At 35.4% G+C, this 26868-nt stretch carries 24 protein-coding genes; 12 read left to right on the top strand and 12 right to left on the bottom strand.

The features are described from left to right. Positions 1-84: 84 nt before the first annotated feature. The 3 genes from accD to ACJJVI_RS03500 are packed head-to-tail and all read right to left on the bottom strand — an operon-like array spanning position 85 to position 4682. The gene (gene accD / locus ACJJVI_RS03510; protein ID WP_006796041.1) at positions 85-945 is read right to left on the bottom strand and encodes an acetyl-CoA carboxylase, carboxyltransferase subunit beta; all 861 of its coding nucleotides are present in this window, start codon (positions 943-945) and stop codon (positions 85-87) included. Positions 946-1002: 57 nt separating this feature from the next. Next, positions 1003-2070 carry a class II fructose-bisphosphate aldolase gene (fbaA, locus tag ACJJVI_RS03505; protein ID WP_042271039.1) on the bottom strand — a complete coding sequence of 356 codons (1068 nt, stop codon included), beginning with the start codon at positions 2068-2070 and terminating at the stop codon, positions 1003-1005. Positions 2071-2129: 59 nt separating this feature from the next. Continuing rightward, a complete protein-coding gene (locus ACJJVI_RS03500; protein WP_405350363.1) occupies positions 2130-4682 on the bottom strand; it encodes a BamA/TamA family outer membrane protein in 2553 nt (850 codons plus the stop codon). Between the two features lie 26 nt (positions 4683-4708). On the opposite strand from ACJJVI_RS03500, the gene ACJJVI_RS03495 reads away from it, so the two are divergent. After that, a complete protein-coding gene (locus ACJJVI_RS03495) occupies positions 4709-5437 on the top strand; it encodes a TrmH family RNA methyltransferase (protein WP_405350360.1) in 729 nt (242 codons plus the stop codon). Here the strand turns inward: ACJJVI_RS03495 and ACJJVI_RS03490 are convergent. Further along, entirely contained in the window at positions 5424-6137 is a 714-nt protein-coding gene (locus tag ACJJVI_RS03490) for a porin family protein (RefSeq protein ID WP_405350357.1), read from the bottom strand. The two genes, ACJJVI_RS03495 and ACJJVI_RS03490, sit on opposite strands and share 14 nt — an antisense overlap. A gap of 4 nt (positions 6138-6141) precedes the next feature. Then, positions 6142-6873: a bifunctional demethylmenaquinone methyltransferase/2-methoxy-6-polyprenyl-1,4-benzoquinol methylase UbiE gene (ubiE, locus tag ACJJVI_RS03485; RefSeq protein WP_036584215.1), complete on the bottom strand. Its 732-nt coding sequence runs from the start codon at positions 6871-6873 to the stop codon at positions 6142-6144. A 156-nt stretch (positions 6874-7029) separates the two neighbouring features. Between ubiE and trkA the strand changes: the two genes are divergently transcribed. Next, a complete protein-coding gene (gene trkA, locus ACJJVI_RS03480; RefSeq protein ID WP_036584218.1) occupies positions 7030-8379 on the top strand; it encodes a Trk system potassium transporter TrkA in 1350 nt (449 codons plus the stop codon). Between the two features lie 6 nt (positions 8380-8385). Further along, a complete protein-coding gene (locus ACJJVI_RS03475; RefSeq protein WP_036585331.1) occupies positions 8386-9882 on the top strand; it encodes a TrkH family potassium uptake protein in 1497 nt (498 codons plus the stop codon). Between the two features lie 71 nt (positions 9883-9953). On the opposite strand, the gene ACJJVI_RS03470 is transcribed toward ACJJVI_RS03475, so the two are convergent. Further along, positions 9954-11141, bottom strand: a complete 1188-nt coding sequence (locus ACJJVI_RS03470) for a pyridoxal phosphate-dependent aminotransferase (RefSeq protein WP_042247388.1) — start codon at positions 11139-11141, stop codon at positions 9954-9956. A gap of 98 nt (positions 11142-11239) precedes the next feature. Here ACJJVI_RS03470 and rsmG point away from each other — a divergent pair, with 98 nt between their 5' ends. Then, on the top strand, positions 11240-11881 hold the full coding sequence (gene rsmG / locus ACJJVI_RS03465) for a 16S rRNA (guanine(527)-N(7))-methyltransferase RsmG (RefSeq protein ID WP_042271093.1): 642 nt from the start codon (positions 11240-11242) through the stop codon (positions 11879-11881). A gap of 55 nt (positions 11882-11936) precedes the next feature. On the opposite strand, the gene ACJJVI_RS03460 is transcribed toward rsmG, so the two are convergent. Together ACJJVI_RS03460 and ACJJVI_RS03455 are read right to left on the bottom strand one after the other, a co-directional pair. Then, complete coding sequence (locus tag ACJJVI_RS03460; RefSeq protein ID WP_042271045.1) at positions 11937-13568, bottom strand: DUF6029 family protein; 1632 nt, start codon at positions 13566-13568, stop codon at positions 11937-11939. Between the two features lie 39 nt (positions 13569-13607). Beyond that, on the bottom strand, positions 13608-14087 hold the full coding sequence (locus tag ACJJVI_RS03455; protein WP_042247391.1) for a TlpA disulfide reductase family protein: 480 nt from the start codon (positions 14085-14087) through the stop codon (positions 13608-13610). Between the two features lie 169 nt (positions 14088-14256). Here ACJJVI_RS03455 and ACJJVI_RS03450 point away from each other — a divergent pair, with 169 nt between their 5' ends. Further along, a complete protein-coding gene (locus ACJJVI_RS03450; protein WP_042247394.1) occupies positions 14257-15315 on the top strand; it encodes an Omp28-related outer membrane protein in 1059 nt (352 codons plus the stop codon). 157 nt (positions 15316-15472) lie between these two features. Here ACJJVI_RS03450 and pruA read toward each other — a convergent pair whose 3' ends face one another. The 3 genes from pruA to ACJJVI_RS03435 all read right to left on the bottom strand — a co-directional run bounded on the left by pruA (position 15473) and on the right by ACJJVI_RS03435 (position 18770). After that, on the bottom strand, positions 15473-17101 hold the full coding sequence (gene pruA, locus ACJJVI_RS03445; protein ID WP_036584228.1) for an L-glutamate gamma-semialdehyde dehydrogenase: 1629 nt from the start codon (positions 17099-17101) through the stop codon (positions 15473-15475). A gap of 133 nt (positions 17102-17234) precedes the next feature. Continuing rightward, complete coding sequence (apaG, locus tag ACJJVI_RS03440) at positions 17235-17621, bottom strand: Co2+/Mg2+ efflux protein ApaG (protein WP_006796026.1); 387 nt, start codon at positions 17619-17621, stop codon at positions 17235-17237. 3 nt (positions 17622-17624) lie between these two features. Then, positions 17625-18770: a DUF3667 domain-containing protein gene (locus ACJJVI_RS03435; RefSeq protein ID WP_042247396.1), complete on the bottom strand. Its 1146-nt coding sequence runs from the start codon at positions 18768-18770 to the stop codon at positions 17625-17627. A 233-nt stretch (positions 18771-19003) separates the two neighbouring features. Between ACJJVI_RS03435 and ACJJVI_RS03430 the strand changes: the two genes are divergently transcribed. Together ACJJVI_RS03430 and ACJJVI_RS03425 are read left to right on the top strand one after the other, a co-directional pair. Continuing rightward, complete coding sequence (locus tag ACJJVI_RS03430; RefSeq protein ID WP_036584235.1) at positions 19004-19657, top strand: hypothetical protein; 654 nt, start codon at positions 19004-19006, stop codon at positions 19655-19657. A 58-nt stretch (positions 19658-19715) separates the two neighbouring features. Then, positions 19716-20621, top strand: a complete 906-nt coding sequence (locus ACJJVI_RS03425; RefSeq protein ID WP_036584238.1) for a hypothetical protein — start codon at positions 19716-19718, stop codon at positions 20619-20621. A gap of 2 nt (positions 20622-20623) precedes the next feature. On the opposite strand, the gene ACJJVI_RS03420 is transcribed toward ACJJVI_RS03425, so the two are convergent. Continuing rightward, positions 20624-21880, bottom strand: coding sequence for a DUF5103 domain-containing protein (locus tag ACJJVI_RS03420; protein WP_036584241.1), 1257 nt, complete (start codon positions 21878-21880; stop codon positions 20624-20626). Positions 21881-22063: 183 nt separating this feature from the next. Between ACJJVI_RS03420 and ACJJVI_RS03415 the strand changes: the two genes are divergently transcribed. From ACJJVI_RS03415 to nqrE, 5 genes are read left to right on the top strand one after another with little or no spacing between them, the layout of a single operon-like run. Continuing rightward, entirely contained in the window at positions 22064-23419 is a 1356-nt protein-coding gene (locus ACJJVI_RS03415) for a Na(+)-translocating NADH-quinone reductase subunit A (RefSeq protein ID WP_405350345.1), read from the top strand. Next, complete coding sequence (locus ACJJVI_RS03410) at positions 23419-24645, top strand: NADH:ubiquinone reductase (Na(+)-transporting) subunit B (protein ID WP_036584246.1); 1227 nt, start codon at positions 23419-23421, stop codon at positions 24643-24645. Before ACJJVI_RS03415 ends, ACJJVI_RS03410 begins: the two co-directional genes overlap by 1 nt. A 2-nt stretch (positions 24646-24647) precedes the next feature. After that, positions 24648-25436 (top strand): Na(+)-translocating NADH-quinone reductase subunit C, encoded by a 789-nt coding sequence (locus tag ACJJVI_RS03405; protein ID WP_036584249.1) that lies wholly within the window; start codon positions 24648-24650, stop codon positions 25434-25436. Between the two features lie 4 nt (positions 25437-25440). Further along, on the top strand, positions 25441-26085 hold the full coding sequence (locus ACJJVI_RS03400) for an NADH:ubiquinone reductase (Na(+)-transporting) subunit D (RefSeq protein ID WP_317290187.1): 645 nt from the start codon (positions 25441-25443) through the stop codon (positions 26083-26085). A 46-nt stretch (positions 26086-26131) separates the two neighbouring features. After that, positions 26132-26866 (top strand): NADH:ubiquinone reductase (Na(+)-transporting) subunit E, encoded by a 735-nt coding sequence (gene nqrE, locus ACJJVI_RS03395; protein WP_006796019.1) that lies wholly within the window; start codon positions 26132-26134, stop codon positions 26864-26866. The last annotated feature ends 2 nt before the right edge of the window (positions 26867-26868 follow it).

Raw genomic sequence — 26868 nt, 5'->3', positions numbered from 1 at the left:
ATCCAATTACTCTATAAATATCTTTAAATTAAAAACGCCTGTGATTTAAAATTACAGGCGTTTTATAAATTTAAATTTTCAGTGCTAAACGATTGGTACCTCTCTATTAAGTATCAAGTTCAAGTAAAGATTCACTTTCTCTTTCAACTCATGTCTAGGCACGATAAAGTCTAGGAACCCTTTTTCTAGTAAGAACTCTGCAGTTTGAAAACCTTCTGGTAATTCCTTACCGGTAGTGTCTCTTACTACACGTGGTCCTGCAAATGCGATTAGTGCACCAGGTTCTCCTATATTGATATCACCTAGCATCGCAAATGATGCTGTGGTACCACCGGTAGTAGGGTCTGTACAAAGTGATACATAAGGTATTCCTGCATCTGCCAGTTGTGCGAGTTTGGAACTAGTTTTTGCTAATTGCATTAATGATAATGCGGCTTCCATCATACGAGCACCACCAGACTTTGATATGATCATAAATGGAATGTTGTTTTTTAAAGAATAGTCTGCTGCACGAGCGATTTTTTCTCCTACAACACTACCCATTGATCCACCTATGAATCCAAAATCCATACAGGCAACAACTAGGTCATGTCCACCAGATTTACCAACAGCAGTTCTTACTGCATCTTTTAATCCTGATTTTTTCTTTGCGTCTTCTAGACGATCCACATATTTTTTTGAGTCCTCAAATTTTAATGGGTCCTTTGAAGTCATTTTTGCATTAAGTTCTTTGAACTTATTATCGTCAAAAAGGATTTCAAAATATTCATTACTACCTATGCGCACGTGGTATCCATCTTCTGGACTTACGTAGTAATTATTCTTTAATTGCTCTGCGTCTACAATTTTACCAGTCGGTGATTTATACCACAGACCTTTAGGTGTATCTTTCTTTGCCTCAGTAGGCGTAGTGATTCCTTTTTTATCTCTTTTAAACCAAGCCATATCTTTTTCCATAAAAAAAGCATTTAAATCATTAATGATTTAAATGCTCGGGTTGTTCTATAATGTATTGATGTTGTTTAAGTCTTCAAAGGCAGCTTTTAAGCGTGCTTTAAAACTTTCTTCACCTACGCGTAACCATTTGCGTGGATCATAGTATTTTTTATTTGGAGCATCTGCTCCAGTCGGATTTCCTATTTGTGATAGTAAAAAATCATTGTTTGTATCCATATAACCTTTTACACCTGTAGCAAAAGCCCATTGTAAATCGGTATCGATGTTCATTTTTACAACACCATAACCTATTGCTTCTCTAATTTCTTCTAGTGTTGAACCTGATCCGCCATGAAATACAAAGTCGATATGATTGTGCTCAACGCCATACTTTTGGGTGATATATTCTTGTGAATTCCTTAAAATCTTAGGAGTTAATTTTACATTCCCAGGTTTATATACACCGTGTACGTTACCAAATGCTGCTGCGATGGTAAAACGGTCACTTACTTTTTTTAGCTCTTCATAAGCATATGCTACCTCTTCTGGTTGAGTGTATAATTTTGATTCATCAACATCACTATTATCGACACCATCTTCTTCACCACCGGTAATACCTAATTCTATTTCTAGAGTCATGTCCATTTTAGACATGCGTTCTAGATATCTTTTACAGATTTCGATATTCTCTTCAAGTGGTTCTTCACTAAGGTCAATCATGTGAGAAGAGTATAGTGATTTACCGCTTTCGCGAAAGCGAGTTTCACTAGCATCTAGTAATCCATCGATCCAAGGAAGTAATTTTTTTGCACAGTGGTCTGTGTGAAGTATTACAGTAGCTCCATATGCTTCTGCTAGTCTATGAACATGTTCTGCTCCAGCGATTCCTCCAAGAATAGCAGCACGATGACCATCATTGTTAAGTCCTTTACCAGCGTTGAATACACTTCCTCCATTTGAGTACTGTATAATCACTGGTGAGTTCAACTCTGCAGCGGTTTCCATCACAGCGTTAACAGTATTTGATCCTACTACGTTAACGGCTGGTAGGGCATAACCATTTGCCTTTGCATGGTTGAATATTTCTTGAACTTGGTTACCTGTGGCAACACCTGGTTTGATATTATGACTCATGATATTTCTTAAAGTTGGATTACAAAAGTAAGGAAAATATAGGCTCGATAAACCTGATACTAGAATGGATAATTGATACCTACATTAAATACTGCTTTAGGTATTTTTATCTCTTTAAACCACCTGCGACCTTCTTCTAGTGCTGGGTTGAAAGTTTTAAAACCTGTATCTAATCTCAAAACAAAAAATCCAAAGTCATATCTAATACCGAATCCTGATCCTACTGATATAGTAGAGAGGTCTGCAATTCCTTTAAACTGTGCGTCTGGGTTATCTTCATTATCTAACACGTTCCAGATATTTCCTGCGTCTACAAATAGGGCTCCTTTAAAGCTACCATTAATAGTAAAGCGATACTCACCGTTAAAAGCAAGTTTCATATTTGCTTCATTAAAGTCATTAATTCCACCAGTACTACCAGGTCCTAGTTCATATGCCTGCCATGCTCTGTTGTCGTTAGGGCCACCACCAAAGAAAGATCGAGTAAAAGGTATGTTGTCAGAATTGCCATATGGAATCGCTATTCCACCGAAGGCTCTTATAGCAAATACGTTATTACTAAAAAGCTGCCAGTGTTTTATATAGTCGATTTCTGTTTTTGCATATTGAGAGTATTCTACTCCAAATGCAGTTCTGTTTCCGTCACTATTAGTAGGTTCTCCGACTAAAGAAGTGATTCCTGCTAATACGTTTCCTGCAGACTCTACTCTTATACTGAACAAGGAGTAGTCATCGTCATAGATTCCTTTTTGTGTGTTTCTAATCCAGTTATAACTAGTTGATACAATAAGGTTGTTTTGTGTTAATCGATCTCTACGCTCTTCTATGTTACGCACTGTTTCTCTTTGGTCACTAGTAGTAGCGATACTGCCATTCAAGACATCTCTAGTGAATAAGGATGTCCCTTGTGGAATACTTAAATCATTATCATCATTCAAGTATATAGGGTTGTTGATGTTCAAATCTTCAGCAACGGCATTGAGACTATTATAAGTACTGTTGTATACATTAAAGAAATCTCCAGGATCAAGATTGCGCACATATTGAGCGTTAATTAAATCAAATCTACTAGTGTTAGTAGGTTTGGGTTTCCATCGATAACTCAAAATACTATTAAAACTAGTTTTATCTAATCCTATATTGGTCTGGCTTACAAAACCTATAGATAGGTTAGTGCTAGGTGACATATATTTAGGAATTAATTTTTCTGTTTTAATAGGAAAGAAGAGTCTAGGGAAGCTTAAACGTGCATCTGCTCCATATTCTTGTAAATCAAAAAATCGAGAATCACCTGAAGCACCATCTGCGCTAGCACCTATACTTCCTCTAAAATTGATGTCTAATAATTCACTGCCTTGGAAAAGGTTTCTAATGACTAATGAGCTGTTTAGTCCTATTCCTAAAGCTTGAATATTACTATGTGTAGTTTCTGCACTATTTTTTAAGAAGAATTTCTTTTTTGATGTTAGAAGAATGTTTGCGATTAAGCTAACGCCGGTAGAATCTGCTGGATCCGGTTCTAATCTTATGGAAGGAGTATAAAAACTTTTTAATTCTGTAATTCTATTAAAAGTTCTGTCTCTGTCAATATCTCTATAGATATCACCTTCATGAAAGAAAATAGCGTCTGCAAGGACAAAATTGCGATACTTCTTTTCCCCATATCTTATAATGTTAATGTTTTTATATCTAGTAGTGTCTGGTATACTGCTGGCTAATGCTTCTTCATAATCTGGGTAGACATTGATTTTACTTATTTTATGAATAAGAAAAGGTTTTTTAATAATAGAATCACCATCCTTAATTTCTCTGTCATCTATAATTACAGCAATGTTTGCTTTATGCTTTGTGTTTACAGTGTCTCCTTCAAATTTGATGAATTCTTTTTCCATGTAAAAAATCCCGTTGTTGCGGAATAAGGTCATTAATCGATCTCGTTCTGCATTAAAATCTGGAGTGTAATATTGCTCGCCGGCAGTGATAAGTTGTCCTCCAGTATTTGCTTGATACAAAGAATCTACTAGTGGAGATGATATGCGAGTTTTAATACTATCAACCTTATAGGACTGGTGTTTTTTAATGGTGTAGACAACTTCAGCACGTTGTTTTTTATCACTATCAATTATTTCATGGGTTACCTCGGTATTGAACCATCCTTGATTCCAGTACCAGGCTCTAAGTCTTTCTTTAGATTTCGTGATGTCATCTAATTCCAGTATTGCTGGTTCTTCTCCGGTACGTTTTATCCAGCTATTAAAGTCCACTAAACTTTGACCTAACTGAATAGTTTGTTTTTCTGATAAGATTTTATTGCGACGCTTGAGACCGTTTGGATTTTCTTGCATCCATTTTAAATAGATAGAATCTCTGTTTGGTCTTGCTAAATTGTAAAAGTGAAGTCCAACAGGAACGGTAAGAATTCGGTTATTAGGCTGCTGGACCAGTAAAGTTTTAACTCTAGGGTCTTTAGGGGCAACACTATCAACAAGAATAGTATTGTCTACCAATAGTTTTTTACCTTCAGGCACACGTTTTATAGCATTACAAGAAGTTAGGACTATGATAACCGTGATAATTAAACCTATTTTTGCAAGTAGACTCGATTTCTTCATATGGATAGTCAAAAATACAATTATAAATGGTTACAAAAAGCAGATTAAAGCTTCTCAAAAGTCTCTCACGTAAAAAGAATCGTGATGATCATCAGCTTTTTCTAGTAGAAGGTTATAAGTCTATTCTAGAATTATCTCAAACAGATTTAGTACGTCAACAAGTTCTTGTGACTGAAGGTCATCATGCATTAGATTCTTTACCTACTGATATTATCTCAAAAAAAGATATGTCAGGTGTCTCTACATTGAAAACGCCTCCAGGTTACCTCGCAGTATTTGAGATGCCTGTAAAAAAAGAATTTAATGTGGATGGGCTAGTTGTAGCGCTTGATGATGTTAAAGATCCAGGTAACCTAGGGACCATCATAAGGTTGTGCGATTGGTTTGATATCAAACAAATAATTTGTTCTGAAGAAACTGTGGATGTTTTTAATCCTAAATGTGTTCAGGCCTCGATGGCTTCATTAGGTAGAGTGCAAGTGGATTATGTAAACTTAGAAGAGTTTCTTAAAGACGCGCAGCCTGATATCTATACAACAGCTATGGACGGCACGTCTATTTACAATATGAGCCTGCCTGAAAATGGTATTCTTGTAATGGGAAATGAATCTGCTGGTATTTCTGAAGAAATTATGAGCTTGGGTAGTAAAATAAGTATTCCACAATACGGCTCTCAACCTAGTACTGAAAGTCTTAATGTAGCAATGGCTACAGCCGTAGTTTTAGGAGAATGGAGACGCTCTACTGAAAAGTAAAGTTTAAGAAAATCCCTCTAGATTGCATACTAGAAATGTTTCCAGTATACGGACTGTTAGGATTCACGTCTCTTACTAACTCGTCATTAATAGCAAACACTCCTCTTATTGAAGGAGTGAATTTAAAATAATACAAGTAAAAGTCAATCCCGAAACCTAATTCATAATTAAACACATTAGTCACCTGACGGAACTGATTTGCACTATTATCATTAGGATTCTCTTCATTACTGGATAGATTACGTGACCACGAGGCGCCACCTACAATAAAAGGTTTCCAGTTATTTAATCTTTTAGTTGAAAACTTGACTAGTAAAGGGACGTTGATGTAAGTAGAGGTTACTTCTCTTTCAAAATCACCAGGCATTGTAAATGAAGGGTCTTCAAAGTTCAAAGTTCTAGTCACAAAACTTATTCCTGGTTCTAATCTTAGGTTTATATAATTGTTGATTTTTAAATCACCAATTAGCCCTACATTAAAACCCATCGATGTTTCTACAAAGATATCATCTGTAACTTCATTATAATCAAATTTATAATCATAAGAATTAAGCCCTAAAAAATATCCCCAGGTATATCTTTTCTCATCAATCTGACCTTGTCCACCAGTAGCATCATTAGATATTTTTTCCTTTACAGATTGCGCACTAGCGACTTGAAAGCCTATCATCAGGCTAATAAGGATAAGAATTGACCTCATATGATTATTTAATTGCTTTGTAAATAGTTGATGCACCATGGAATTGTAAAAAATGTTCCACATTATTAAACCCAACTTTCTTTAAAATATTGTTGAAACGTTCACCATAAGGAAAAGTCGAGGCGCTTTTTTGAAGATATCCATAGGCTATCTTATCCTTGGAAAATAATTTACCTATAGTGGGAACGACTAATTTAGAAAATACATAGTAACCTTGCTTAAATGGGAATTTAGTAGGGACACTAGTCTCAAGTATCACAAGTATACCTTGAGGTTTAAGAACACGTCTTATTTCTGATAACCCTTTTTCTAAATCCTCAAAGTTGCGTACACCGTAGGAAACAGTAACAGCATCAATAGAATCATTTTCAAAAGGTAAATCTTCAGAATCTCCTAAAACCATCTCGATACGATTGTCTAGATCTTCCTTTTTAACTTTTATCTTGCCTACTTCAAGCATACCACTAGATATATCTAACCCTATAAGTTTAGAAGCATTCGTCTTTTGCGCCATTTGTATTACTAGATCACCAGTCCCAGTCGCGATATCCATGATCGTATCTGGGTTAGTCGCAGCAATCATGTCCACCACGTTAGCACGCCATTTCTGGTCTAGACCTAATGATATCATACGGTTAAGGCCATCATATTCTCCACTTATAGTGTCGAACATTTTAGTCACCTGTTCCTTTTTACTGCTATCTTCTTCGTTATATGGTTTAACCTCTTGAGCCACGATTCTAGTAATTTGTTACAAAGATAAGGCAGAGCAGTGAGGTTTGAGTAATTACGCTTTCGCGAAAGCAAAATATTAACAACACCTTACTAAAAATCAGCTTATCTCATTGGATTTTATAGCTTTCCAGTATCTTTGAATTATAGATTAGATTTTATGAAGATCATTATCGCCGGAGCTGGAGAGGTAGGTTTCCACCTTGCAAAACTCCTTTCTTATGAGTCGCAAAATATTACCTTAATAGATCCAGTTAAAGAAAATCTGCATTATGCAGATACGCATCTGGATATTAGAGCGTTGAGAGGTGATGCTACTTCTATTAAAATATTACAAGAGGCTAATATTCACGACGCAGACCTTGTTATTTCCGTAACCAGTAGTGAGACTACCAATATTACCGTATGTGTACTGGCAAAACAGTTAGGTGCAAAACGTACCATTGCACGTATTACCAATACTGAGTTTTTAGATTTTCAGGATGAAATAGGTTTTCAGCAATTTGGTATTGATGAATTAATCTCTCCTGAATCTTTAGCTAGTAAAGAGATTGAATTATTGCTTAATCAAAGCGCCTTCAATGATAGTTATGAATTTGAAAATGGTGCGCTTACTATGGTTGGTGTTAGTTTGCAACGTACAGCACAATTTGTAGGTAAGACAGTTCAAGAAGCTGGTGAGATATTCCCAGAAGTACATTTTATGCCTATTGCAATACAACGATTTGGTACTCAATATACGTTAATACCTCGTGGTGATACGCAGTTTAAAGAAGGTGATCAAGTATATTTTATCACTACAACTGATGGCGTTGCAGAATTATACAAGCTAACAGGAAAGACGAAGCACGTGATGAAAAACGTCATGATCTTAGGTGGTAGTAATATAGGGAAGCAAACGGCAAAGCATTTATCTGCAAATGGAGTCAATGTTAAACTTATTGAACAAAACGCAGAAAAGGCTTTTGATCTTGCAGATGAATTATCAGAAACTCTAGTTATTAATGGAGATGGACGTAATGTTGAATTGTTACAAGAAGAAAGTATCCACGAGATGGATGCTTTTATTGCTGTAACTGGTAATAGTGAAACTAATATTTTATCGTGTCTTATGGCTCGATCTAAAAGTGTCAATAAAACGATATCTTTAGTGGAGAATATGGATTACTTCCAGCTTTCACATAGTATAGGAATCGATACTTTAATTAATAAAAAACTGCTCGCAGCAAATAATATTTTCAGATTTATAAGAAAAGGTGATGTTGTTGCGATGACCAAACTCAATAACATGAATGCAGAACTGCTGGAGTTTATTGTTAAAGCCGGAAGTCCTATGTGTGATAAGTTTATTAAAGATGTTAATATACCACGTAGTGCTATTATAGGTGGTGTAATAAGAGATGGAATAGGTAATATTGTCTTAGGTAGTTTTAAAGTTAGAGAAGGAGATCGAGTTGTAGTTTGTTCATTACCGCGCTCTATTAGTAAGGTAGAAAAGTTATTTTTATAAATGACAATGACTAAACTCAATTATCAGATCATCGCCTATATAATGGGGTTATTGCTGCTATTTAATGGTGGTTTTATGTTGATATGTGCTTTGGTGAGTGCTATATATCGTGAAACAGAAGGTTATGAGATATTAGCAGCTAGTGCTGTTGCTATTTTATTAGGTGCTATTGTGATGTATCTAACGAGAAACCATGTGAAGGTTTTACATAAAAAAGAAGGTTATTTAATAGTTACTCTAGGTTGGTTAATCATGGCATTTGCAGGTACGATGCCTTATATATTTACTGGTTCCATAGGTAACTACACAGACGCTTTTTTTGAAACTATGAGTGGTTTTACTACTACTGGCGCTAGTGTTGTTAACGATATTGAGGCGATGCCAAAAGGGATTCTTTTCTGGCGCAGTTTAACGCATTGGATAGGAGGAATGGGAATTATAGTGTTAGCAGTCGCCATACTACCGCTTTTAGGAATAGGAGGAATGCAACTATTTGCGGCCGAGGCACCAGGTCCTAGTGCAGATAAACTACATCCACGAATTACTGATACCGCAAAAAGATTGTGGCTTATCTATGTTAGTTATACAGCTATAGAAGCAGTATTGCTACGTATCGCTGGAATGGGATGGTTTGACGCAGTAAACCACGCTTTAAGCACTTTATCTACCGGAGGTTTTTCTACTAAAAATGCAAGTGTAGCTTATTGGAACGATGCACCCGTGATACAATGGATTATCATCATATTCATGTTTATTGCTGGGATGAACTTTGTCTTGAGCTATTTTGCATTCAAAGGGAAATTCAGCAAAATTATAAGAGATACAGAGTTTAAATGGTATAGTGGATTTGTAATTGGGTTTAGTGTTATTGCGGGATTGCTTATCTATTTTCAAGCAGATGTAAGTTTATCAACAATTGATCATCCTATGGTATGGGGCGAGTTTGAAAGTGCTATGCGACACGCAAGTTTTCAAGTGTTAGCGATTATTACAACGACAGGATTTGTGAGTGCAGACTATACGTTATGGACGCCTTTTTTAACAATTATGTGTTTTGGGTTGTTTTTCTTAGGTGGTAGTGCAGGATCTACATCTGGTGGAGTAAAAGTGATGCGTCACATCATATTAATACGTAATGGTATTATGGAATTCAAACGCACACTGCATCCTAATGCTATTTTACCTGTGCGTTATAACGGTAAAGCATTACAGAGTGGTATCGTTTTCAATATCCTGGGATTCTTTATTCTGTATATGTTGTCGTTTATCATAGGAGCGACAGTACTTGCGGCACTTGGGCTGGATTTTGAAACGGCTATAGGTGGAGCTTTAAGTTCCCTAGGAAATGTAGGTCCAGCATTTGGATCTCTATCACCAGTTGATAATTTTGCAAATCTACCAGCACTGGGGAAATGGTGGTGTTCTTTTTTAATGTTGATTGGAAGATTGGAACTGTTTACCGTATTGATATTATTAACTCCATTCTTTTGGAGGAATAGGTAGGGAATGAATTAAAAAAAGCTGGTTACAATACTTTGTAACCAGCTTTTTTATTATAGATATTACTATAAGATTTAAGACAACACCTTTTCAATCCTTTTAATCGCTTCGGTGATTTGATCTTCGCTCGCTGCATAAGAGAGTCTTATACAATTAGGTGCGCCAAAAGCATCGCCAGTAACTGTGGCTACAAGTGCTTCTTCTAATAATAATAAAGAGAAATCTGTCGCATTTTCAATTTTATGACCTTTAATCGTTTTTCCAAAAAATGAAGAAATATCTGGGAATACGTAGAAAGCACCTTCAGGGATGTCTGTAACAAACCCATCAATTTTCGATAATAATTCAAGTATTAAATCACGACGCTTATGAAATGCGTCTACCATATATTGAATTTTGGAAACTGGAGCTTCTAATGCGGTAATGACGGCACGTTGTGCTATACAATTGGTTCCGCTAGTGATTTGTCCTTGCATTTTGTTACAAGCACGCGCTATCCATGCTGGAGCTCCTATGTAACCAACTCTCCAACCTGTCATGGCAAATGCTTTACTAACACCATTTATCGTAACGGTACGGTCATACATTCCATCCACGCTAGCTATACTTGCATGCCCACTACCATAATTGATATGCTCATAGATTTCATCGCTTACTACAATAATTTCTGGATAGTCTTTAAGTACAGCAGCCAGTCCTTCTAGTTCTGCTTGGCTATAAACGCTACCGCTTGGATTATTAGGAGAAGAAAATAAGATCATTTTTGTGCGAGGCGTTATAGCCGCACGCAATTGATCTGGAGTAATTTTAAAATTTTGTTCTACGCCAGCTCTTACTTCTACGGGAACACCTTCTGCTAGTTGAACAATAGCGGCATAGCTTACCCAATACGGTGCTGGTAAAATACATTCATCACCTTTATTAAGTAATACCATTGCTACATTTGCAATCGATTGCTTTGCACCTGTTGATACTACAATCTGATCTCTTGTGTATTCTAGATTATTATCTCTTTTAAACTTTAATATAACTGCATCTTTCAATTCTGCATACCCATCCACAGGTGTGTATGAATTGTAGTTATCGTTAATTGCTTGTATAGCAGCTTCTTTTACAAATTCTGGTGTGTTAAAATCAGGTTCTCCTAGACTAAGCCCTATGATGTCTTTACCTTGCTCTCTCAATTCGCGTGCTTTTGCAGCCATTGCGAGTGTGGCGCTTACTGGTAAATTATTGATGCGATCAGATAGATTGTTTTTCATAGGATATGATATTAGATTTACAAAAATATCATTTCATTAATTCCTAGCTTTCATTTCACTAGATTATTAATGCGTTATTTTTGCACAAAATATTGACAGTGCATCAAATCATAAAAAATTATTTTCCGCATTTATCAGATCATCAAATGGAGCAATTTGCCCAGTTAGGTGATTTATATGCAAAGTGGAACTCACAAATCAATGTGATTTCTAGAAAAGATATCGATCAATTGTATACTAGACATGTACTCCATTCTCTGGGTATAGCTTGTGTAGTACGCTTTCGCGAAAGCTTGCCTAACACGCCAGGTGGCACCAGAGTAATGGATGTAGGAACCGGTGGAGGTTTTCCAGGTATACCTCTTGCGATTATGTTCCCTAAAACAAATTTTCACCTTATAGACGCTATCGGGAAGAAGATTAAGGTTGTTGATGCTGTTGTAGAAGCTTTACAATTAAAAAATGTCACTACACAGCATGGAAGAGCCGAAAAGGTGAAAGGCAAGTTCGATTTTATAGTAAGTCGTGCGGTCACTAACATGCCTGACTTTGTGAGTTGGACACGTAATAAAATAAGAAAAGATAGCTATCACGAGATTGAGAATGGTATTCTATATCTTAAAGGTGGTGATTTAACCGAAGAGTTAAAGCCATTTCCAGATACTTATATTTATGAATTACCAGATTATTTTGATGATGAGTTTTTTGAGACTAAAAAAGTAGTTCATCTGCCACTTTGATAAATAAAAAAAGACCTCTGTGATGAGGTCTTTTTTTTGATCTAATTTTTAGAAACTAGAAGTTTGTTGAGATATTTAAAGTAAGCCCAGTATTTTCTGGTACAAATCTACATACACCACCTACACAAACTAATCCACCACGCTGGCGCCCATAATTCATGGCTACGCGAGTTCTTCCTCTAGTATAACTACCACCAACAGAATAGTAATGTATGTCAGTCTCGTCATAATTATATAAATCAGTTACGTACATGGATAGGTAGGGACTAAAAGCATACTCTGCTGTTGCAGCAGCCCAGTTTCCACGATCAGCATCGGCACTTAAATGTTGTAAATCCATCCTAACACTACGACCATCATCTAATTTATAAAGAGCATCTATAATGAAGGCGTCACCTCTTAAGAAATCTCCACTACCTTCAATTATTGTTGTGTTATATTCTGTGTGTACAGCAGTAAATATGGTTGAGAAGTTTCTGCTGAATCGTTTTTTGACTGCAACACTAGCTTCTTCAAAATATTTTTCATTTCTGCTCAGTAAAGATGCTTGATAAGTGTTATTTGTGACATCAAATGTTGCGTCTAATCCACTCCAATTAGCATAATTAAATTCAAATTTAGTACCGTATTTCCCACCTAATGTACTTCCTTTTTTTGCCGTGTAATAAACATCGATCTGACCACCTATTTCACCAGCTTTTCCTTCACCAGGTGATACAAATGGTTGTGGAGCGTAGACGTAGATATTTGAAACGGCATAATCTTGTTGTTTTGTATATCCAGGAACGTAATTAATAGTGTTTGTTAGAAATGCGTTACCACTAGCTTCTCTGTCCGAATAGAAGCCCATATTTTCTACGGCTCTAAATGTGGCATTAATTCCAAGTCCTTTTGTAGCATACCCAGTATTTAATAAGAGAGCTCTACCATCTTGATAATTGTTATTGCTTACAAATCCGTCAAGAACAAAAGCATCTTGTTCTTTATAAACATATTCAGCTCCTAAGAAAAACTTACTAAAAGTTATATCTGCACGAGCACTATATGCACCAACGTCTGCCGGAAAGTTTAAGTCTGGACTGGTAGAGGTTTGATAACGGTTTACATAACTAGCTCCTATTTGTATTCCAGTTTCTAAATCTAGGGCGTTTGATAAATCTAATTCTGCATTTAGACCCGTGATCGTTCCTTCAGAAACCTCAAAGCCTACTCGTTGATTACCGGTAAAGGCTGTAGCTACTAAGTAATCTGTGAATTCATAATTAATGCGTACTCCTCTAATCGAGTTGTCTATTCCTAATTGTCTGTCTTCCCATGAACGATATATAAGTCCACTACCAAATTGGTCGTAAAAATGACCTCCGGTAATATCTAAACCTTCATGTTTAAAATTAAGATAGTATGTTCCGATACCATTTCCCTTAAAGCCTTCAAAATATCCTAATAATGGATTGGGCGCAAATAGTTCGTATTGAATGCCTGCGGTGAATTTATCATATGAATACCTAAGAGTAAAGTAATTATTAGAACGCAATTGATCCTGTGGTGCAACTGTACCTAGACCTTCATCATCTTGGTACCATTGACTATTAGATTCAAAGCCTCCAGAGAATGTTCCTCTATTTTCTTGCGCTATAGTTATTTGCATAGTAGTTAGAGCTACTATGGCTATCAATAATTTTTTCATTGTCAAATTGGTTGGTTAATATTGGCTGTTTGAATTGTTTTATCCTGCAAGTTCTTTGAACTTATCAAATAATTCGTCTTCAGCACCAGGTGTGAAGCTTGAGTGACGATATACTATGACACCATCCTTAATGATAAGGGTTAGTGGTACATTAGGGTTGCCCAAATGTCTTCTTACATCATTATTAGGGTCTAGAAGCACTGTATATTCCCAGCCTTTACCCATTACTGCAGGTTTAACTCTGCGTGTTGAACGGGAATCATCAACAGATATGGCAACAAGTTCAAAATTAATTTCCTCTTGCATTTCTTCATAAACCTCGGCAATCGTATCTAATTCTCTTATACAAGGTACGCACCATGTTGCCCAAAGGGAAACAACGACAGTTTTGTCATCGCTTAAGGTAGCTAAAGAAATTTCTTTACCATCTAGATTTTTTAGGGTAATTTCAGGTAAAGATGTTTGTGCTTTTGCAAAAGCGAAACTGAAAATCAAGGTTACAATTAATAAGTTTTTCATAATAATAAGTATAGTTAAGGTTTACAATGATATAAAGAATCATTGTAATAATCATGCCAAAGCTATTTTTCTCTAAATGTTCATTTACAAAATCTTTAACAAAAATTAGGATAATATTATGAAAACATTATATTTGAGCATCCATAATATAAATTTAAATAACAAACCAATGAAAACAGCAAATTTTTTAAAAATGATGATGTTATTCCTAGCAATAGGAATTACCTCATGTTCTTCGAATTCAACCGATGATGGTGGTGGAAGCGGTTCCGGTAATGGTAATGGTGGCGGATCTAGTGCTCTTACACTAGAAGTTTCTAAATCTAGAGTTTATGAGAGTGATGCTGTCACTTTTACAGTAAGAGACGCCAATGGTGCAAATGTAACGCCTGCTTCGGTCATCACTGTAGATGGCACAGCGATTTCAGGTAGTACTACAATTTTTACATCTACAGGAGTAAAAAGTGCAGTAGCGACAATTGGAAGTGAAACTTCAAATACATTAAGTGTTGAAGTAATTTCTCCATCTTTCACTACAAAAGCACTTATAGAAGATTATACTGGAGCATGGTGTGGATGGTGTCCACGTATTTCGCAAGGTATAATTGATGTGCATAACTCTGCTAATGGTGATGATGTAATAGCTGTTGCTGTTCATAATGGAGATGCTATGGCTTTTCCATTAGAAAGTCAAATGAGGTCTCAATTTGGAGTTACTGGATTTCCTACCGGAATACTTAATAGAGATGTTAGATGGGCGTCTGTAAGTGGTGATGCTATGAATATTTCACAACCATTAAGTTTATTAAATACTACAAGGGAAGTAGGTTTAGCTATAAATTCTAGTTTGTCTGGTAATACAGTTACCGCTACAATCAAGGTTGGTTTTGATTTTGACCAATCTGATTTAAAATTAGTTGCTGTTTTATTAGAGAACGGAAGAGTTGAGTCTCAAACTAATTATACTAACAACTTTGGTGGTGGTAGCTCAATTCCAAATTTTGTACATAATGATATTTTGAGAGCTTCTTTTACTGATATTTTTGGCGACGTGATTCCTGCTACAGAGCAAGTAGCTGATGGTGTTTATACTGCTAGCTTAACTGTAACAGTAGGGTCTACTGTAAATACTGCAGACATGGATGTTGTTGCATTTGTAGTAGATGCATCTGGTGAAGTTGTAAATGTACAGAAGGCTGCTGTTGGAACTAATAAAGATTTTGATTAGTAATAAATTCTATTAAATGTATTTAAAAAGCGCTCTATGTAGAGCGCTTTTTTATGCTTCAAATTTTATGATTAATCATAATAGGTTTAAATAATGTTCGTAGAATAAAAAAGCCACGTTAACTGACGTGGCTTTTACTATTTAAAACTTCAAATGATTATTCCCCTAGGAAAGGATATCTATAATCTGTAGGAGTTACAAAAGTTTCTTTAATCATACGTGGAGAAACCCAGCGTAATAGATTCAATTTAGAGCCTGCTTTATCATTAGTTCCAGATGCACGCGCGCCACCAAAAGGTTGTTGACCAACCACAGCACCTGTACATTTATCGTTGATATAGAAGTTACCTGCACAATTTTCTAAAGCTGTAGTTGCTTGAGATACGGCATAGCGATCTTGACCTAAAATAGCACCAGTTAATGCATATTCACTAGTTTCATCAACTAACTTCAGCATTTCTGTATATTTATCATCCTCGTATACATAAATAGTAATTACAGGACCAAATAGTTCAGTCTCCATAGTAACGTATTTAGGATCAGTAGTCACGATAACGGTTGGGTCTACAAACCATCCTTTAGATTTATCGTAATTTCCACCGATAACTACATCTGCATTAGAATCGTTTTTTGCTCCGTCAATATACTTAGCAAGTTTATCAAATGAGCCTTCGTGAATCACTGCTGTAATAAAATTACTCATGTCTTCTGGAGATCCCATTTTAAAACTTTCTACATCAGTTCTAATTAGTTTCTCAACTTCTGGCCACATACTTTGCGGTATGTAGGCACGAGATGCTGCACTACATTTTTGACCTTGAAATTCAAATGCACCTCTTACAATGGCTGTTGCAACTTGTGCAGGTACAGCACTACTGTGAGCTACTATAAAGTCTTTACCACCAGTTTCTCCAACAATCTTAGGATAAGTCTTATAGTTATTAATATTCTCACCTACTTTAGTCCAAAGACTTCTGAAGACAGATGTTGAACCTGTAAAGTGAACACCAGAAAAGTCTGGATGCGTCATTACTTCATCAGTCATCATTACTGGGTCAGCATTTACCATGTTGATAACGCCATCAGGTACACCAGCTTCTCTAAATACTTCAACAATTACTTGAGCACTCAACATTTGATGATCGCTAGGTTTCCACACACATACATTACCCATTAAAGCAGCACTTGCTGGTAAGTTACCTGCAATAGCGGTAAAGTTAAAAGGAGAGATACAGTAAACAAAACCTTCTAGAGGTCTGTATTCTAATCTATTCCATGCGCCCGATGTAGATTCTGGTTGCTCAGCATATATTTCAGTCATATACTGTACATTAAACCTTAAAAAATCTATTAATTCACAAGCCGAATCAATCTCTGCTTGGAAAATGGTTTTAGATTGATTAATCATTGTAGCAGCGTTAATACGAGCTCTATAAGGGCCTGCGATAAGTTCTGCTGCTTTTAAAAAGATACCAGCGCGCTGTTCCCACGGTAGTTGTGACCATGTTTTACGTGCCTCTATGGCTGTGGCAATTGCTTCTTGTACTTCTTTCTTTCCACCTCTATGATAATTACCTACAACATGTTGGTGATCATGTGGTGGCCTTATAGCTGCAGTATCGCCAGTTTTAACCTCTTTTCCATTAATATATAGCGGTACTTCTGTGTTTGCATTCCACAATTCTTTGTAAGCTGCTAGCACTTGATCTCTTTCTACAGTTCCTGGAGCATATGTTTTAATAGGCTCATTTACAGCAACTGGGACTTTGAAAAATCCTTTTCCCATGATATGATTTATTTTATAATTTCGGCGTGAAATTACAAATAATAGCTTGCTTTACGGTTGTATTGTAACCTAAAGAATTCTTAATCTAGTAAATGAGAAATTTGATTCCGCTTTCGCGAAAGCGGAATTAGAATTAATTAAGTGCAAAAGGCGCACTGAGTTTAAAAGCAGGTATTACAACGCCAAACTTTTTAGTCGTAGCAAAATCTACCATGGAATAATAACCACTCATATTGCCAAATGGTGATGATAGAAGGCAGCCGCTCTGATAAGTGTGCGATTCGCCAGGCTTGATGACTGGTTTCTGACCTATAACACCTTCGCCATCAACATGCTCAGTTTTACTGAGACTATCTTTGATTTTCCAATGGCGAGAAGTTAGTTGAACAGAGTTTTTGCTTTGATTTTCTATAGTAATAATATAGCCAAAGGCGAAGTTCATCTTATAGTTTTTATAAAATGTGCCTTCAAAACTGGTTTGTACAGAGATTTTAATTCCTCTTGTAACTTGTTGAATCATAGATTAAATACTTAGAAAAATACTTCCTAACATAAACAATGTGCTGCTTACCAATAATAATACGAAAAATACAAAATTTATAAATAGAAACTTTAAAATAGTCTTAAATCTACCTTGTTTGTAAAACTTGCGCATGGCTTTGTAAAGATATAAGGGTCCTATAATGCCAAAAAATAGTGATGCGATTATGCTAGTACCTGTAAAAGATTTTTCTGCGATGATCAGATAAAGTATTAGGAAGACAAAGGTTAAAAGATGAAAATTAAAAACCATGTGTTCCATATAATTCCATTTACCTCGTGCATAAATCAACCAGAAGAATAGACTCATAAAAGGAGCAAAGAAAAATAGAAACAACGGCACCTTAGGAAGTATAATGTTGATCATCTCAACAGGTTGATCTGTTAAGTTACTGAATTTTTTTGCTTTGTTATATCTGGTGATATTTTGATTATCTAGTCGATGTCCTAATTCGTTTAATGCTTCACTGGTGCTCTTTGAAGGATGATTACCATAGAAGTTTGCATAATCAGTTACTTGACTGAAGTATTCTGAAATGTAGCTCTGATTATCAAGTTTTTCTTGTGTGTAGTAGGTGCGACCTATATTTAAAGTGGTTGTGTCCTTTTCAATTTCTTCTATAGCTCTGTCAATCGCTAATTTTTGATAAAAATTTTGATTGTCGCCTAAACTGTCTTGCTGATTTTTAATGAGCTCAATCAGCTCTGCTTTGTTTTGTGTAGTAGAATCTATACTCACATTAAAAATTCCTGCATTATTACTTTTTTGACTTTTAAGATGCGAGGTATCAGAGAATTGAATGGCTAGTTGAAGCAGTAAAAAGAAGACAATGCTTACGGTTAGAAAAAACCGAAACGGATTTGCATACTCAGTTCGTTTACCATTACAATATTGCTCTGTAACATATCCTGGTTTTATAAGAATGTGCGTTATAGTGCGCCACACTCTAGAGTCATAAGCAATAAAGTTTGCAAAAAACTCGGTAAAAAAATCTTTTAACGCTAATTTCTTGGTTGTGTTGAGTTGACCGCATTGGTGACAGTACTTGTCTGCAATGTCTAGTGGAGTCTCGCAATTAAGACATTTATTGCCTCTGTATTTTGCTAGTGATCGTACGGTAGGTTTCATATCGATGGTTGGTCGATGTAAAGGTATTGTAAAACTCTAAAAGGTTTGTTTAATTAAATGCAAATTCATATACATTTAGAATTCAACGTTTTGATAATATAAATTAATATATAGATATATTCTTGTTAATTATTTAATAAATGAAAGAAAAAACTCTTGAGTTTCTTTTTTTTTTTTTTTCATTTTTGAGTTGTCTTTGCAAGGATATCATTAATCATTAAAACTTTAAAATTATGAAAAACTTACAAAAAGGTTTATTACTATTACTAACTGTGATATCATTATATTCTTGCACTCAAGATAATATGGATTCCAATTCACGCGCTGATTCTCAGATTTTAACAAAAAGTATCAGTGAGGATTCTGAAATAACTGCAATGCAGTATTTTGAAAATTCACATGGTGTTGTTCCGACTCTGCTCGAAACTACTGAGATAATAGAAGTTGAAAGAGGAGCCATTGGATTATCTAAATTTCAAATTGGTGAAAACACTCAACTAGAGTTGTTTGCAACAATTAATTTAACTTCAGGTAATATAATTCATGCAATTGAAATTGATTGGTCAGCTAACACGTGGAGCATGACAGATGTATACTGGAATGAAATTGAATCAGGATTATTAGATGCAGATGGATTCGAAATTAACCAAGGTGATGATTTAATAAGTATAGCAGAAATTAATAGTGCTGCTGAACAACAAAATTATACAACAAATTCTAGAGTACGTGGTTTCGGTTGGACGTGTGGACCTATAGTAGAAAGTCCAGGAGGAAATTACAGGACTTGTTGTCATAGGTTGTTTTGGAGAAGAACTCAGCCTTGCGATCAATACGGTACAGGTGCACTTCCAGGACGTAATCCAAGAATCATTAGTGCTAATCGTTAAGAATTATTAATTTATTAATAAGGCGCAGTAAAATGCGCCTTTTTTAAACTATCAAATTATGAAATCATACGTTTTACTATTTTTTTTGTTTTATATAAGCATAGGGACTTCTCAAAAGTCCACAGTTATAGACAAAAATTCAAAGCAAATTATCCCATTTGCAAACTTTGTAGCAGACTCTATAGCTGTTTATAGTAATGAAAATGGAATGATAGATCTCAAAGAGTTTAATTTGGAAACTATGATTACAATTTCATCAATAGGATACCAATCGAAGAAAGTTAAAAAGAATGAGATTCAAGAAGTATTGTATTTAGAACCTGTAGATTATGTTTTATCACCAATAGTAATTGTATCTGACGAAAGAATAGTTGAAACTACCAAAGGATTGAAAGATTCTAAGAAATTAGGAAGTCAAATTCTACCATGTCATACTAATGTGTTCACTAAAGTTGTGCCTAATGAACAACTTTTAAATAAACGAATTTCTTCAATTAAGTTACCTTTTGATAGACATTCAGGAATGTCAAAGAAACAAAAAGAAATTTATAAGAATTCCAAATTGCTTATTCGACTTAATTTTTTCAAGGTAGATGGCGATAGTTTAGGGGAACTAATTTATTCTTCGGAAACTTTTAATATAATTACTGGTGATAATAAAGATTTGTCAGTTTCACTAAAAAATAAGGAACTAAGATTTTTAAAAGATGGATTTTATATTCAGCTAGAAAGTTTAGGAGCTGTTGATGACGAAGGTGAGTTTTTAGATTGTAATAGTGGATTATTTATGGCGAGAGCAAAAATATCAGATAAGGAATCTAAAGATTACAAAATTGAATCCTATAATTTGTCAGTTAATGGACAAATGGATATAACAAATCACCTGAATTACGCACAAGTTTTTGGTCAGAATGATTTAGACAAAAACTTCTTCCTTAATTATCAATTTACCTATTATAAATAATACTAATTCCTAATCTCTTCACTACTCGCTGCGCCTTGACCTATAAGACGATCATATCGTCCGCCTGGCTCGCGATAATATGCCAGCACAGTGTAGATGTTTTCAGTTTGCCATAGATTTCCTGATATAAATCCAGGATCCTGTTCTCCATTATTATAAACTACCGTGTAACGGTAATTATAAAATCCTTGTTTAAGTAAAATCTTTGCTTCATACATGCCACGTTTCTCATTGTAAATCATCATGTTTTCTGGCTGCAATTGAAAAGCATTATAATTTCCCATTACGTAAATACTGGCATCTGGCGGTAGATTAAAAGTCGGTAAAAGCGAGAAGTGAATGTTTACATATTCTGCTTGAACAGCGTTGTCTTCATTATCTAATGTGGTCACTAGATAGTTTCCATTAATATCTGGGAAAAAAGTATATTCATTACCGTAACGAGGTTTGTGCACAAATAGATATGCTTCATATAAATCTTTCTTGCGCACATAATCTATATTCTGGTTAGGAGACCTAAAGTCTCTATTTTCAAAATTTAAATATTCGTTTCCTGCCCAGAATGAGGTTTCTGTATCGTACCTGTATTCTTGCCTGTTTCCTAAATTAAATTGTGGTTTAATATCATAAAGAGCGGTCTGGATGTCTGAATTTTGTATAATAACTGTTTTCAGATTATCAGCTGGATTAATGAAGTTAATTTCTTGAGAGTCTACAGTATATTGAACTCTTTGCTGGGTGTTAATATATTTAATATCTCTTGCTCTTTTAATTTCTACACCAACTTGAGCTTTTTCTTCCATGATCATAAATTTTCTTGAAAAAACGAGTTCTCTGTTATCATTGTAAATGTGAATCATGTAATTGCCACTTACCTTAAAACCACGCGTAAATTGATTTGGTATCGATAAAGTGTAATGTGAGAAAGATTGTAAAGTGGTAAAAGAATTACGGTAGTCAAAGATGCGCATGTCATCAATACCGTCTAGAAACTCATTTTTAAATAAACGACTAGGTTGCCAGTTATAATCATAGTGTTCAAACTGATAGTAATAATCTGCCTCATCACCTATGACGTCATCAAATTCTAACGCTACGGTTTCTCCCATTTGAAACACGGGAAGCATATATTCTGGTTCTTTGTTGAATGTTACTGACTTTATATAGTCGGGATCATTAACAAGATCCTCTAAAGTTTGTGACTGAGCGATAAAAACAACGGATAGTGTTGTAAAGACTAAAATAAAAAACGACTTCATAGATGGTTAAATACGTGATAAATATAACGTTTATTGTGTATGTTGTTAATACTTTCGCGAAAGCGATGCCAAACTTACGGAGTTATTCTATTAAGAATTATTCTAAATAAAATCAGCATCCAATAATCTGCGCATTATCGCGTAAATTTGCACGATTTTTAAAAGGACTAAATCCATCATCCTATGTCAAAAGACATTAGAATTAAAAAAGGTCTCGATATTAAGTTAGTAGGAGCTGCTCAAAAAGAGCTTGATAATGCTGCTGCTTCATCTTTTTATTATGTACGACCTGAAGATTTTCACAGTATCATTCCAAAGCTAGTAGCTAGAGAAGGTACTCACGTAAAAGCCGGTGAGACTTTGTTTTACAACAAGTCTGTCGAGTCAATGAAATTTGTATCTCCAGTATCTGGTGAGATTGTAGAAGTGCAACGTGGTCCTAAAAGACGTATCGATGCCTTTAAGATCAAAGCAGATGTTAACCAAGACTACGTCAATCATGGCGCATTTAACTTGTCTGGTAAAAAAGCTGAAGAGGTTAAAAATCACTTGCTCGCGTCAGGTTGTTGGTCATTTGTAAAGCAGCGTCCTTATGACGTGGTTGCAAATCCAACACTTACTCCTAAAGCTATTTTTATTTCTGGTCATGCTAGCGCACCGCTTGCAGCAGATTTAAATTTTGCACTTTCAGGTAAGGAAAAAGAACTACAGGCCGCTATTACTGCCTTAGGAATGCTTACTGATGGTAAGGTTCATGTAGGAGTTGCAAAAAACTCTGATTCTATCTTTACTGGATTAAGTGGTGTTGAACTGCATAAGGTTTCTGGACCACATCCTAGTGGTAATGTAGGTACTCTTATCAATAAAATTGATCCTATTAACAAAGGTGAGACGGTTTATACTGTAGCAGCACAGGATTTGGTGATTATCGGTGAGTTGCTTTTAACGGGTAAGTTCAACGCAGAGCGTGTTGTTGCTCTAGCAGGATCTTCTGTTGAAAACCCAAGGTACTTTACAACAAAAATAGGAGCTACTTTGGATACTTTTATTTATAAAAATGGTATTGAAAAAGGAGCTAATCACCGTGTGATTTCTGGAAATGTTCTTTCAGGTAAGCAGGTTGGTGAGTCTGGTGTTTTAGATTATTATAGCAATGTTGTTACGGTAATTCCAGAAGGTGATGATTATGAATTATTTGGTTGGAATAAACCTGTTTTTGATAAAATTTCTCCATCAAGAGCTTTAACTTTCTCATGGTTAAATCCTAAGAAGAAATACGACCTAGATACCAATACAAATGGTGAACACAGAGCGTTTGTGGTTACTGGTAATTATGAAGAAGTATTTCCTTTAGATATTTATCCTATGCAAATCTTAAAGGCTTGTATGTATAAAGATCTTGATGAAATGGAGGCTTTGGGTATGTACGAAGTAGCGCCAGAAGATTTTGCGGTGACAGAATTTATTTGTGTGTCTAAACAACCGCATCAAAAGATAATTAGAGAAGGATTAGACTTAATGCTTAAAGAGATAGGATAATGAGTTTAAAAAGCAAATTACACGACTTAAAAGAAAAGTATAAAGGGAAGAAGATGGCTCCTGCGTTTAACGCACTCCATACTTTTCTATACTTGCCTAATGAGGTGACCCACAATGGGACACATATCAAAGCGGCAGATGATTTAAAACGTACTATGAATACAGTGATCATGGCTCTAGTGCCATGTTTGATTTTTGGTATGTATAACGCTGGTTACCAGCATTACCTTGCTCAAGGAATGATTGAAAGTGCAAATGGTTTCCTAGGAGCATCATTTTGGACGATTGATAACTTACTAATTGGAGCCTGGACAATTTTACCACTTGTAGCTGTTTCTTATGGAGTAGGTCTGGCAGTAGAATTTTTATTTGCAGTTATCAAAGGTCACGAGGTTGAAGAAGGATATCTAGTAACAGGTATGCTAGTTCCATTAATAGTTCCTGTTGATATTCCGTTATGGATGTTAGCGGTAGCAGTAATATTTGGAGTAGTAATAGGTAAAGAAGTTTTTGGTGGAACAGGAATGAATATCTTGAATCCAGCATTAACTATAAGAGCTTTCTTATTCTTTGCTTATCCTACTTGGATGTCTGGAGATAAAGTTTGGGTGCATGGTGCAGTAGAGCGCGATCAAATGATTGCTGCTGGACAAAGTAACTTAGATGCAATATCTGGAGAAACGATTCTAGGATCTTATGCTCAAAATAGCACAGTTGCTTACGATTACTGGGATATGTTCTGGGGATTAATCCCGGGATCAGTTGGTGAGACTTCTAAATTCTTAATAATTATCGGAGCATTGTTCTTAATCTTTACTAAGATAGGAAGCTGGAGAATTATGTTGAGTACTGTTGTTGGTGCACTAGTGATGGGATTGATCTTTAACGGTGTGGTTGATGCAGGAATCATAACAGATTCTAGTAAATTTTATGGATTAATGAGTGTTCCATTCTGGCAACACTTAATCATAGGTTCTATCCTTTTTGGTGCTGTATTTATGGCGACAGATCCAGTAACCGCTTCACAAACTAATAAGGGTAAATGGATTTATGGTTTCTTAATTGGGTTCATTTCAATTATGATACGCGTGTTTAATCCAGCTTATCCAGAAGGAGTATTCCTTGCCATTTTATTGATGAATGTTTTTGCGCCTACAATTGATCACTATGTAGTTCAAGGTAACGTAAAGAAAAGAATGAAGCGTTTAAAAGTTAAAGCAGCTTAATTATGGAAAATAGAACTGATAAAAATTCATATACCTTACTCTTTGCCGTAGGAATGGTAATCGTGGTAGGTGGAATATTGGCCTTTTTAGCATCTAGCTTAAGCCCTGCAATAGCTCAAAACGAGAAAATAGAAAAGCAGCAAAATATACTTTATGCTCTAGGTATTAATAATAACGAAGGTAGCTCTGCTGTATTTATTGATGCTAGTGAAGCTCCAGAAGAATTTAAAAAGAATGTTACTGAGCAATTAGTACTTACTTTTAAAGATGGTAGCATTGTTAAAACGCAAACTCGTCAAGAATACATGGATGAGGCTAACCAAGAGCCTTATTTAATAGACGTTAAGAAACAACAAAATCTTCAAAAGACTGAAGGTACACGTTTGTTGCCATTGTTTGTTGGTAAAAACCCAGAAGGTAAAACCTTATATGTTGCACCTATTAGAGGTAAAGGTCTATGGGATGCCATATGGGGTTATGTAGCTGTTGATGAAGATATGGTTGTTCAAGGCGCTTACTTTGATCATAAAGGAGAAACACCTGGTCTAGGTGCTAATATCAAGCAAACTTATTTTATGGATGACTTCACTGGCGAACATTTATTGAACGACTCCGGTGTTTTTAAAGGAATTACGGTAGCAAAAGGTAACGCAGATCCTAAGAATAATGATAAAAACGATTATGAGGTAGATGCGATAGCCGGCGCAACCATAACTGGTGATGGTGTAACTGCTATGATTAAAAAAGACTTAGGTCTTTATGTACCTTATTTTAAAACTTTAAAGAAATAGATATATGGGACTTTTATCAAAAAAAGATAGTAAGCTAATATCAGATCCATTATTAGATAATAACCCGATTACTATTCAGGTATTAGGGATCTGTTCTGCTCTTGCGATTACTGCAGAGTTGCAGGCATCGATTGTAATGTCTATTTCAGTACTTTTTGTATTAGGTGTAGGTAACGTGGTGATCTCTTTAATGAGAAACATTATTCCTTCTAAAATTAGAATTATTGTACAGCTAGTAGTTGTAGCAGCATTGGTAATTATTGTTGACCAGGTACTTAAGGCATATGCTTATGAGTTAAGTAAAACGCTATCAGTATTTGTAGGATTGATTATTACAAACTGTATTATCATGGGACGTTTTGAAGCTTTTGCTTTAGGTAATGGTCCATGGAGATCTTTCCTTGATGGAATAGGTAATGCAGCTGGATATGGATTTATACTTATTCTGGTAGGTTTCTTTAGAGAGCTTTTAGGTTCAGGAACTTTATTAGGTTATGCAGTGCTAGGAGATCCAATAGAAAAGACTGGATTATATTCGATAGGATATGAGAATAATGGTTTCATGCTATTATCTCCTATGGCGTTAATTGTTGTAGGTCTAATTATATGGGTGCAACGTAGTAGAAATAAAGCTTTAATAGAAGACTAGATATAGGTTATTACGCTTTCGCGAAAGCGTATTCAAAACATACAATATGGAACATATAGAATTATTTTTCAAATCAATCTTTATAGATAATATGGTGTTTGCTACATTCCTAGGGATGTGTTCATACCTTGCTGTATCTAAGAAAGTATCTACGGCAGTTGGATTAGGTGCTGCTGTAATTTTTGTACTTGCGATTACGGTACCGTTAAACTGGATGCTAGATCAGTATATATTGCAGCCTGGAGCTTTAAAGTGGTTAGGGGCAGAGTACGCTTCTTATGACTTAAGCTTCTTATCTTTTATAATGTTTATCGCAACTATTGCTACCATGGTGCAATTAGTAGAAATTATAGTAGAGAAATTCTCGCCATCACTATATAATTCACTAGGTATATTTTTACCACTTATTGCAGTAAACTGTGCGATATTAGGTGGATCATTATTTATGCAATCTAGAGAGATTGCTACTCTAGGATTAGCTACCACTTATGGTGTAGGTTCTGGTATAGGATGGTTTTTAGCAATATTAGCTATTGCAGCGATACGTGAAAAAATACGCTATTCATCTGTGCCAGCTCCGTTAAGAGGACTAGGGATTACATTTATTATTACTGGATTAATGGCCATCGGTTTTATGAGCTTTGGTGGAATGTTAACAGGCGGTGATGAAGAGGAAAAATCAGATACAAATGAATTATCTGTAATGCCGGTAGATGAAAGTAATGAGTTGACTATACAAGCGACTGCATTAGAAGACAAACTAACACAAGTAAACCAGTAATA

The sequence above is a fragment of the Nonlabens sp. Asnod3-H03 genome (assembly GCF_045063665.1).
GTDB lineage: Bacteria > Bacteroidota > Bacteroidia > Flavobacteriales > Flavobacteriaceae > Nonlabens > Nonlabens ulvanivorans.
This window is presented reverse-complemented; position numbering and strand designations above follow the sequence as displayed.

Excerpts from the sequence above, each read along its gene's own strand:
- ACJJVI_RS03500 (WP_405350363.1), bottom strand. The coding sequence starts at position 4,682 with ATGAAGAAATCGAGTCTACTTGCAAAAATAGGTTTAATTATCACGGTT.
- ACJJVI_RS03405 (WP_036584249.1), top strand. The coding sequence starts at position 24,648 with ATGGAAAATAGAACTGATAAAAATTCATATACCTTACTCTTTGCCGTA.
- pruA (WP_036584228.1), bottom strand. The coding sequence starts at position 17,101 with ATGGGAAAAGGATTTTTCAAAGTCCCAGTTGCTGTAAATGAGCCTATT.
- accD (WP_006796041.1), bottom strand. The coding sequence starts at position 945 with ATGGCTTGGTTTAAAAGAGATAAAAAAGGAATCACTACGCCTACTGAG.
- trkA (WP_036584218.1), top strand. The coding sequence starts at position 7,030 with ATGAAGATCATTATCGCCGGAGCTGGAGAGGTAGGTTTCCACCTTGCA.
- ACJJVI_RS03450 (WP_042247394.1), top strand. The coding sequence starts at position 14,257 with ATGAAAACAGCAAATTTTTTAAAAATGATGATGTTATTCCTAGCAATA.
- ACJJVI_RS03400 (WP_317290187.1), top strand. The coding sequence starts at position 25,441 with ATGGGACTTTTATCAAAAAAAGATAGTAAGCTAATATCAGATCCATTA.
- apaG (WP_006796026.1), bottom strand. The coding sequence starts at position 17,621 with ATGATTCAACAAGTTACAAGAGGAATTAAAATCTCTGTACAAACCAGT.
- ACJJVI_RS03495 (WP_405350360.1), top strand. The coding sequence starts at position 4,709 with ATGGTTACAAAAAGCAGATTAAAGCTTCTCAAAAGTCTCTCACGTAAA.
- ACJJVI_RS03410 (WP_036584246.1), top strand. The coding sequence starts at position 23,419 with ATGAGTTTAAAAAGCAAATTACACGACTTAAAAGAAAAGTATAAAGGG.
- ACJJVI_RS03490 (WP_405350357.1), bottom strand. The coding sequence starts at position 6,137 with ATGAGGTCAATTCTTATCCTTATTAGCCTGATGATAGGCTTTCAAGTC.
- nqrE (WP_006796019.1), top strand. The coding sequence starts at position 26,132 with ATGGAACATATAGAATTATTTTTCAAATCAATCTTTATAGATAATATG.
- ACJJVI_RS03415 (WP_405350345.1), top strand. The coding sequence starts at position 22,064 with ATGTCAAAAGACATTAGAATTAAAAAAGGTCTCGATATTAAGTTAGTA.
- ACJJVI_RS03420 (WP_036584241.1), bottom strand. The coding sequence starts at position 21,880 with ATGAAGTCGTTTTTTATTTTAGTCTTTACAACACTATCCGTTGTTTTT.
- ACJJVI_RS03435 (WP_042247396.1), bottom strand. The coding sequence starts at position 18,770 with ATGAAACCTACCGTACGATCACTAGCAAAATACAGAGGCAATAAATGT.
- ACJJVI_RS03475 (WP_036585331.1), top strand. The coding sequence starts at position 8,386 with ATGACTAAACTCAATTATCAGATCATCGCCTATATAATGGGGTTATTG.
- ACJJVI_RS03455 (WP_042247391.1), bottom strand. The coding sequence starts at position 14,087 with ATGAAAAACTTATTAATTGTAACCTTGATTTTCAGTTTCGCTTTTGCA.
- ACJJVI_RS03470 (WP_042247388.1), bottom strand. The coding sequence starts at position 11,141 with ATGAAAAACAATCTATCTGATCGCATCAATAATTTACCAGTAAGCGCC.
- ACJJVI_RS03425 (WP_036584238.1), top strand. The coding sequence starts at position 19,716 with ATGAAATCATACGTTTTACTATTTTTTTTGTTTTATATAAGCATAGGG.
- ACJJVI_RS03430 (WP_036584235.1), top strand. The coding sequence starts at position 19,004 with ATGAAAAACTTACAAAAAGGTTTATTACTATTACTAACTGTGATATCA.
- fbaA (WP_042271039.1), bottom strand. The coding sequence starts at position 2,070 with ATGAGTCATAATATCAAACCAGGTGTTGCCACAGGTAACCAAGTTCAA.
- ACJJVI_RS03460 (WP_042271045.1), bottom strand. The coding sequence starts at position 13,568 with ATGAAAAAATTATTGATAGCCATAGTAGCTCTAACTACTATGCAAATA.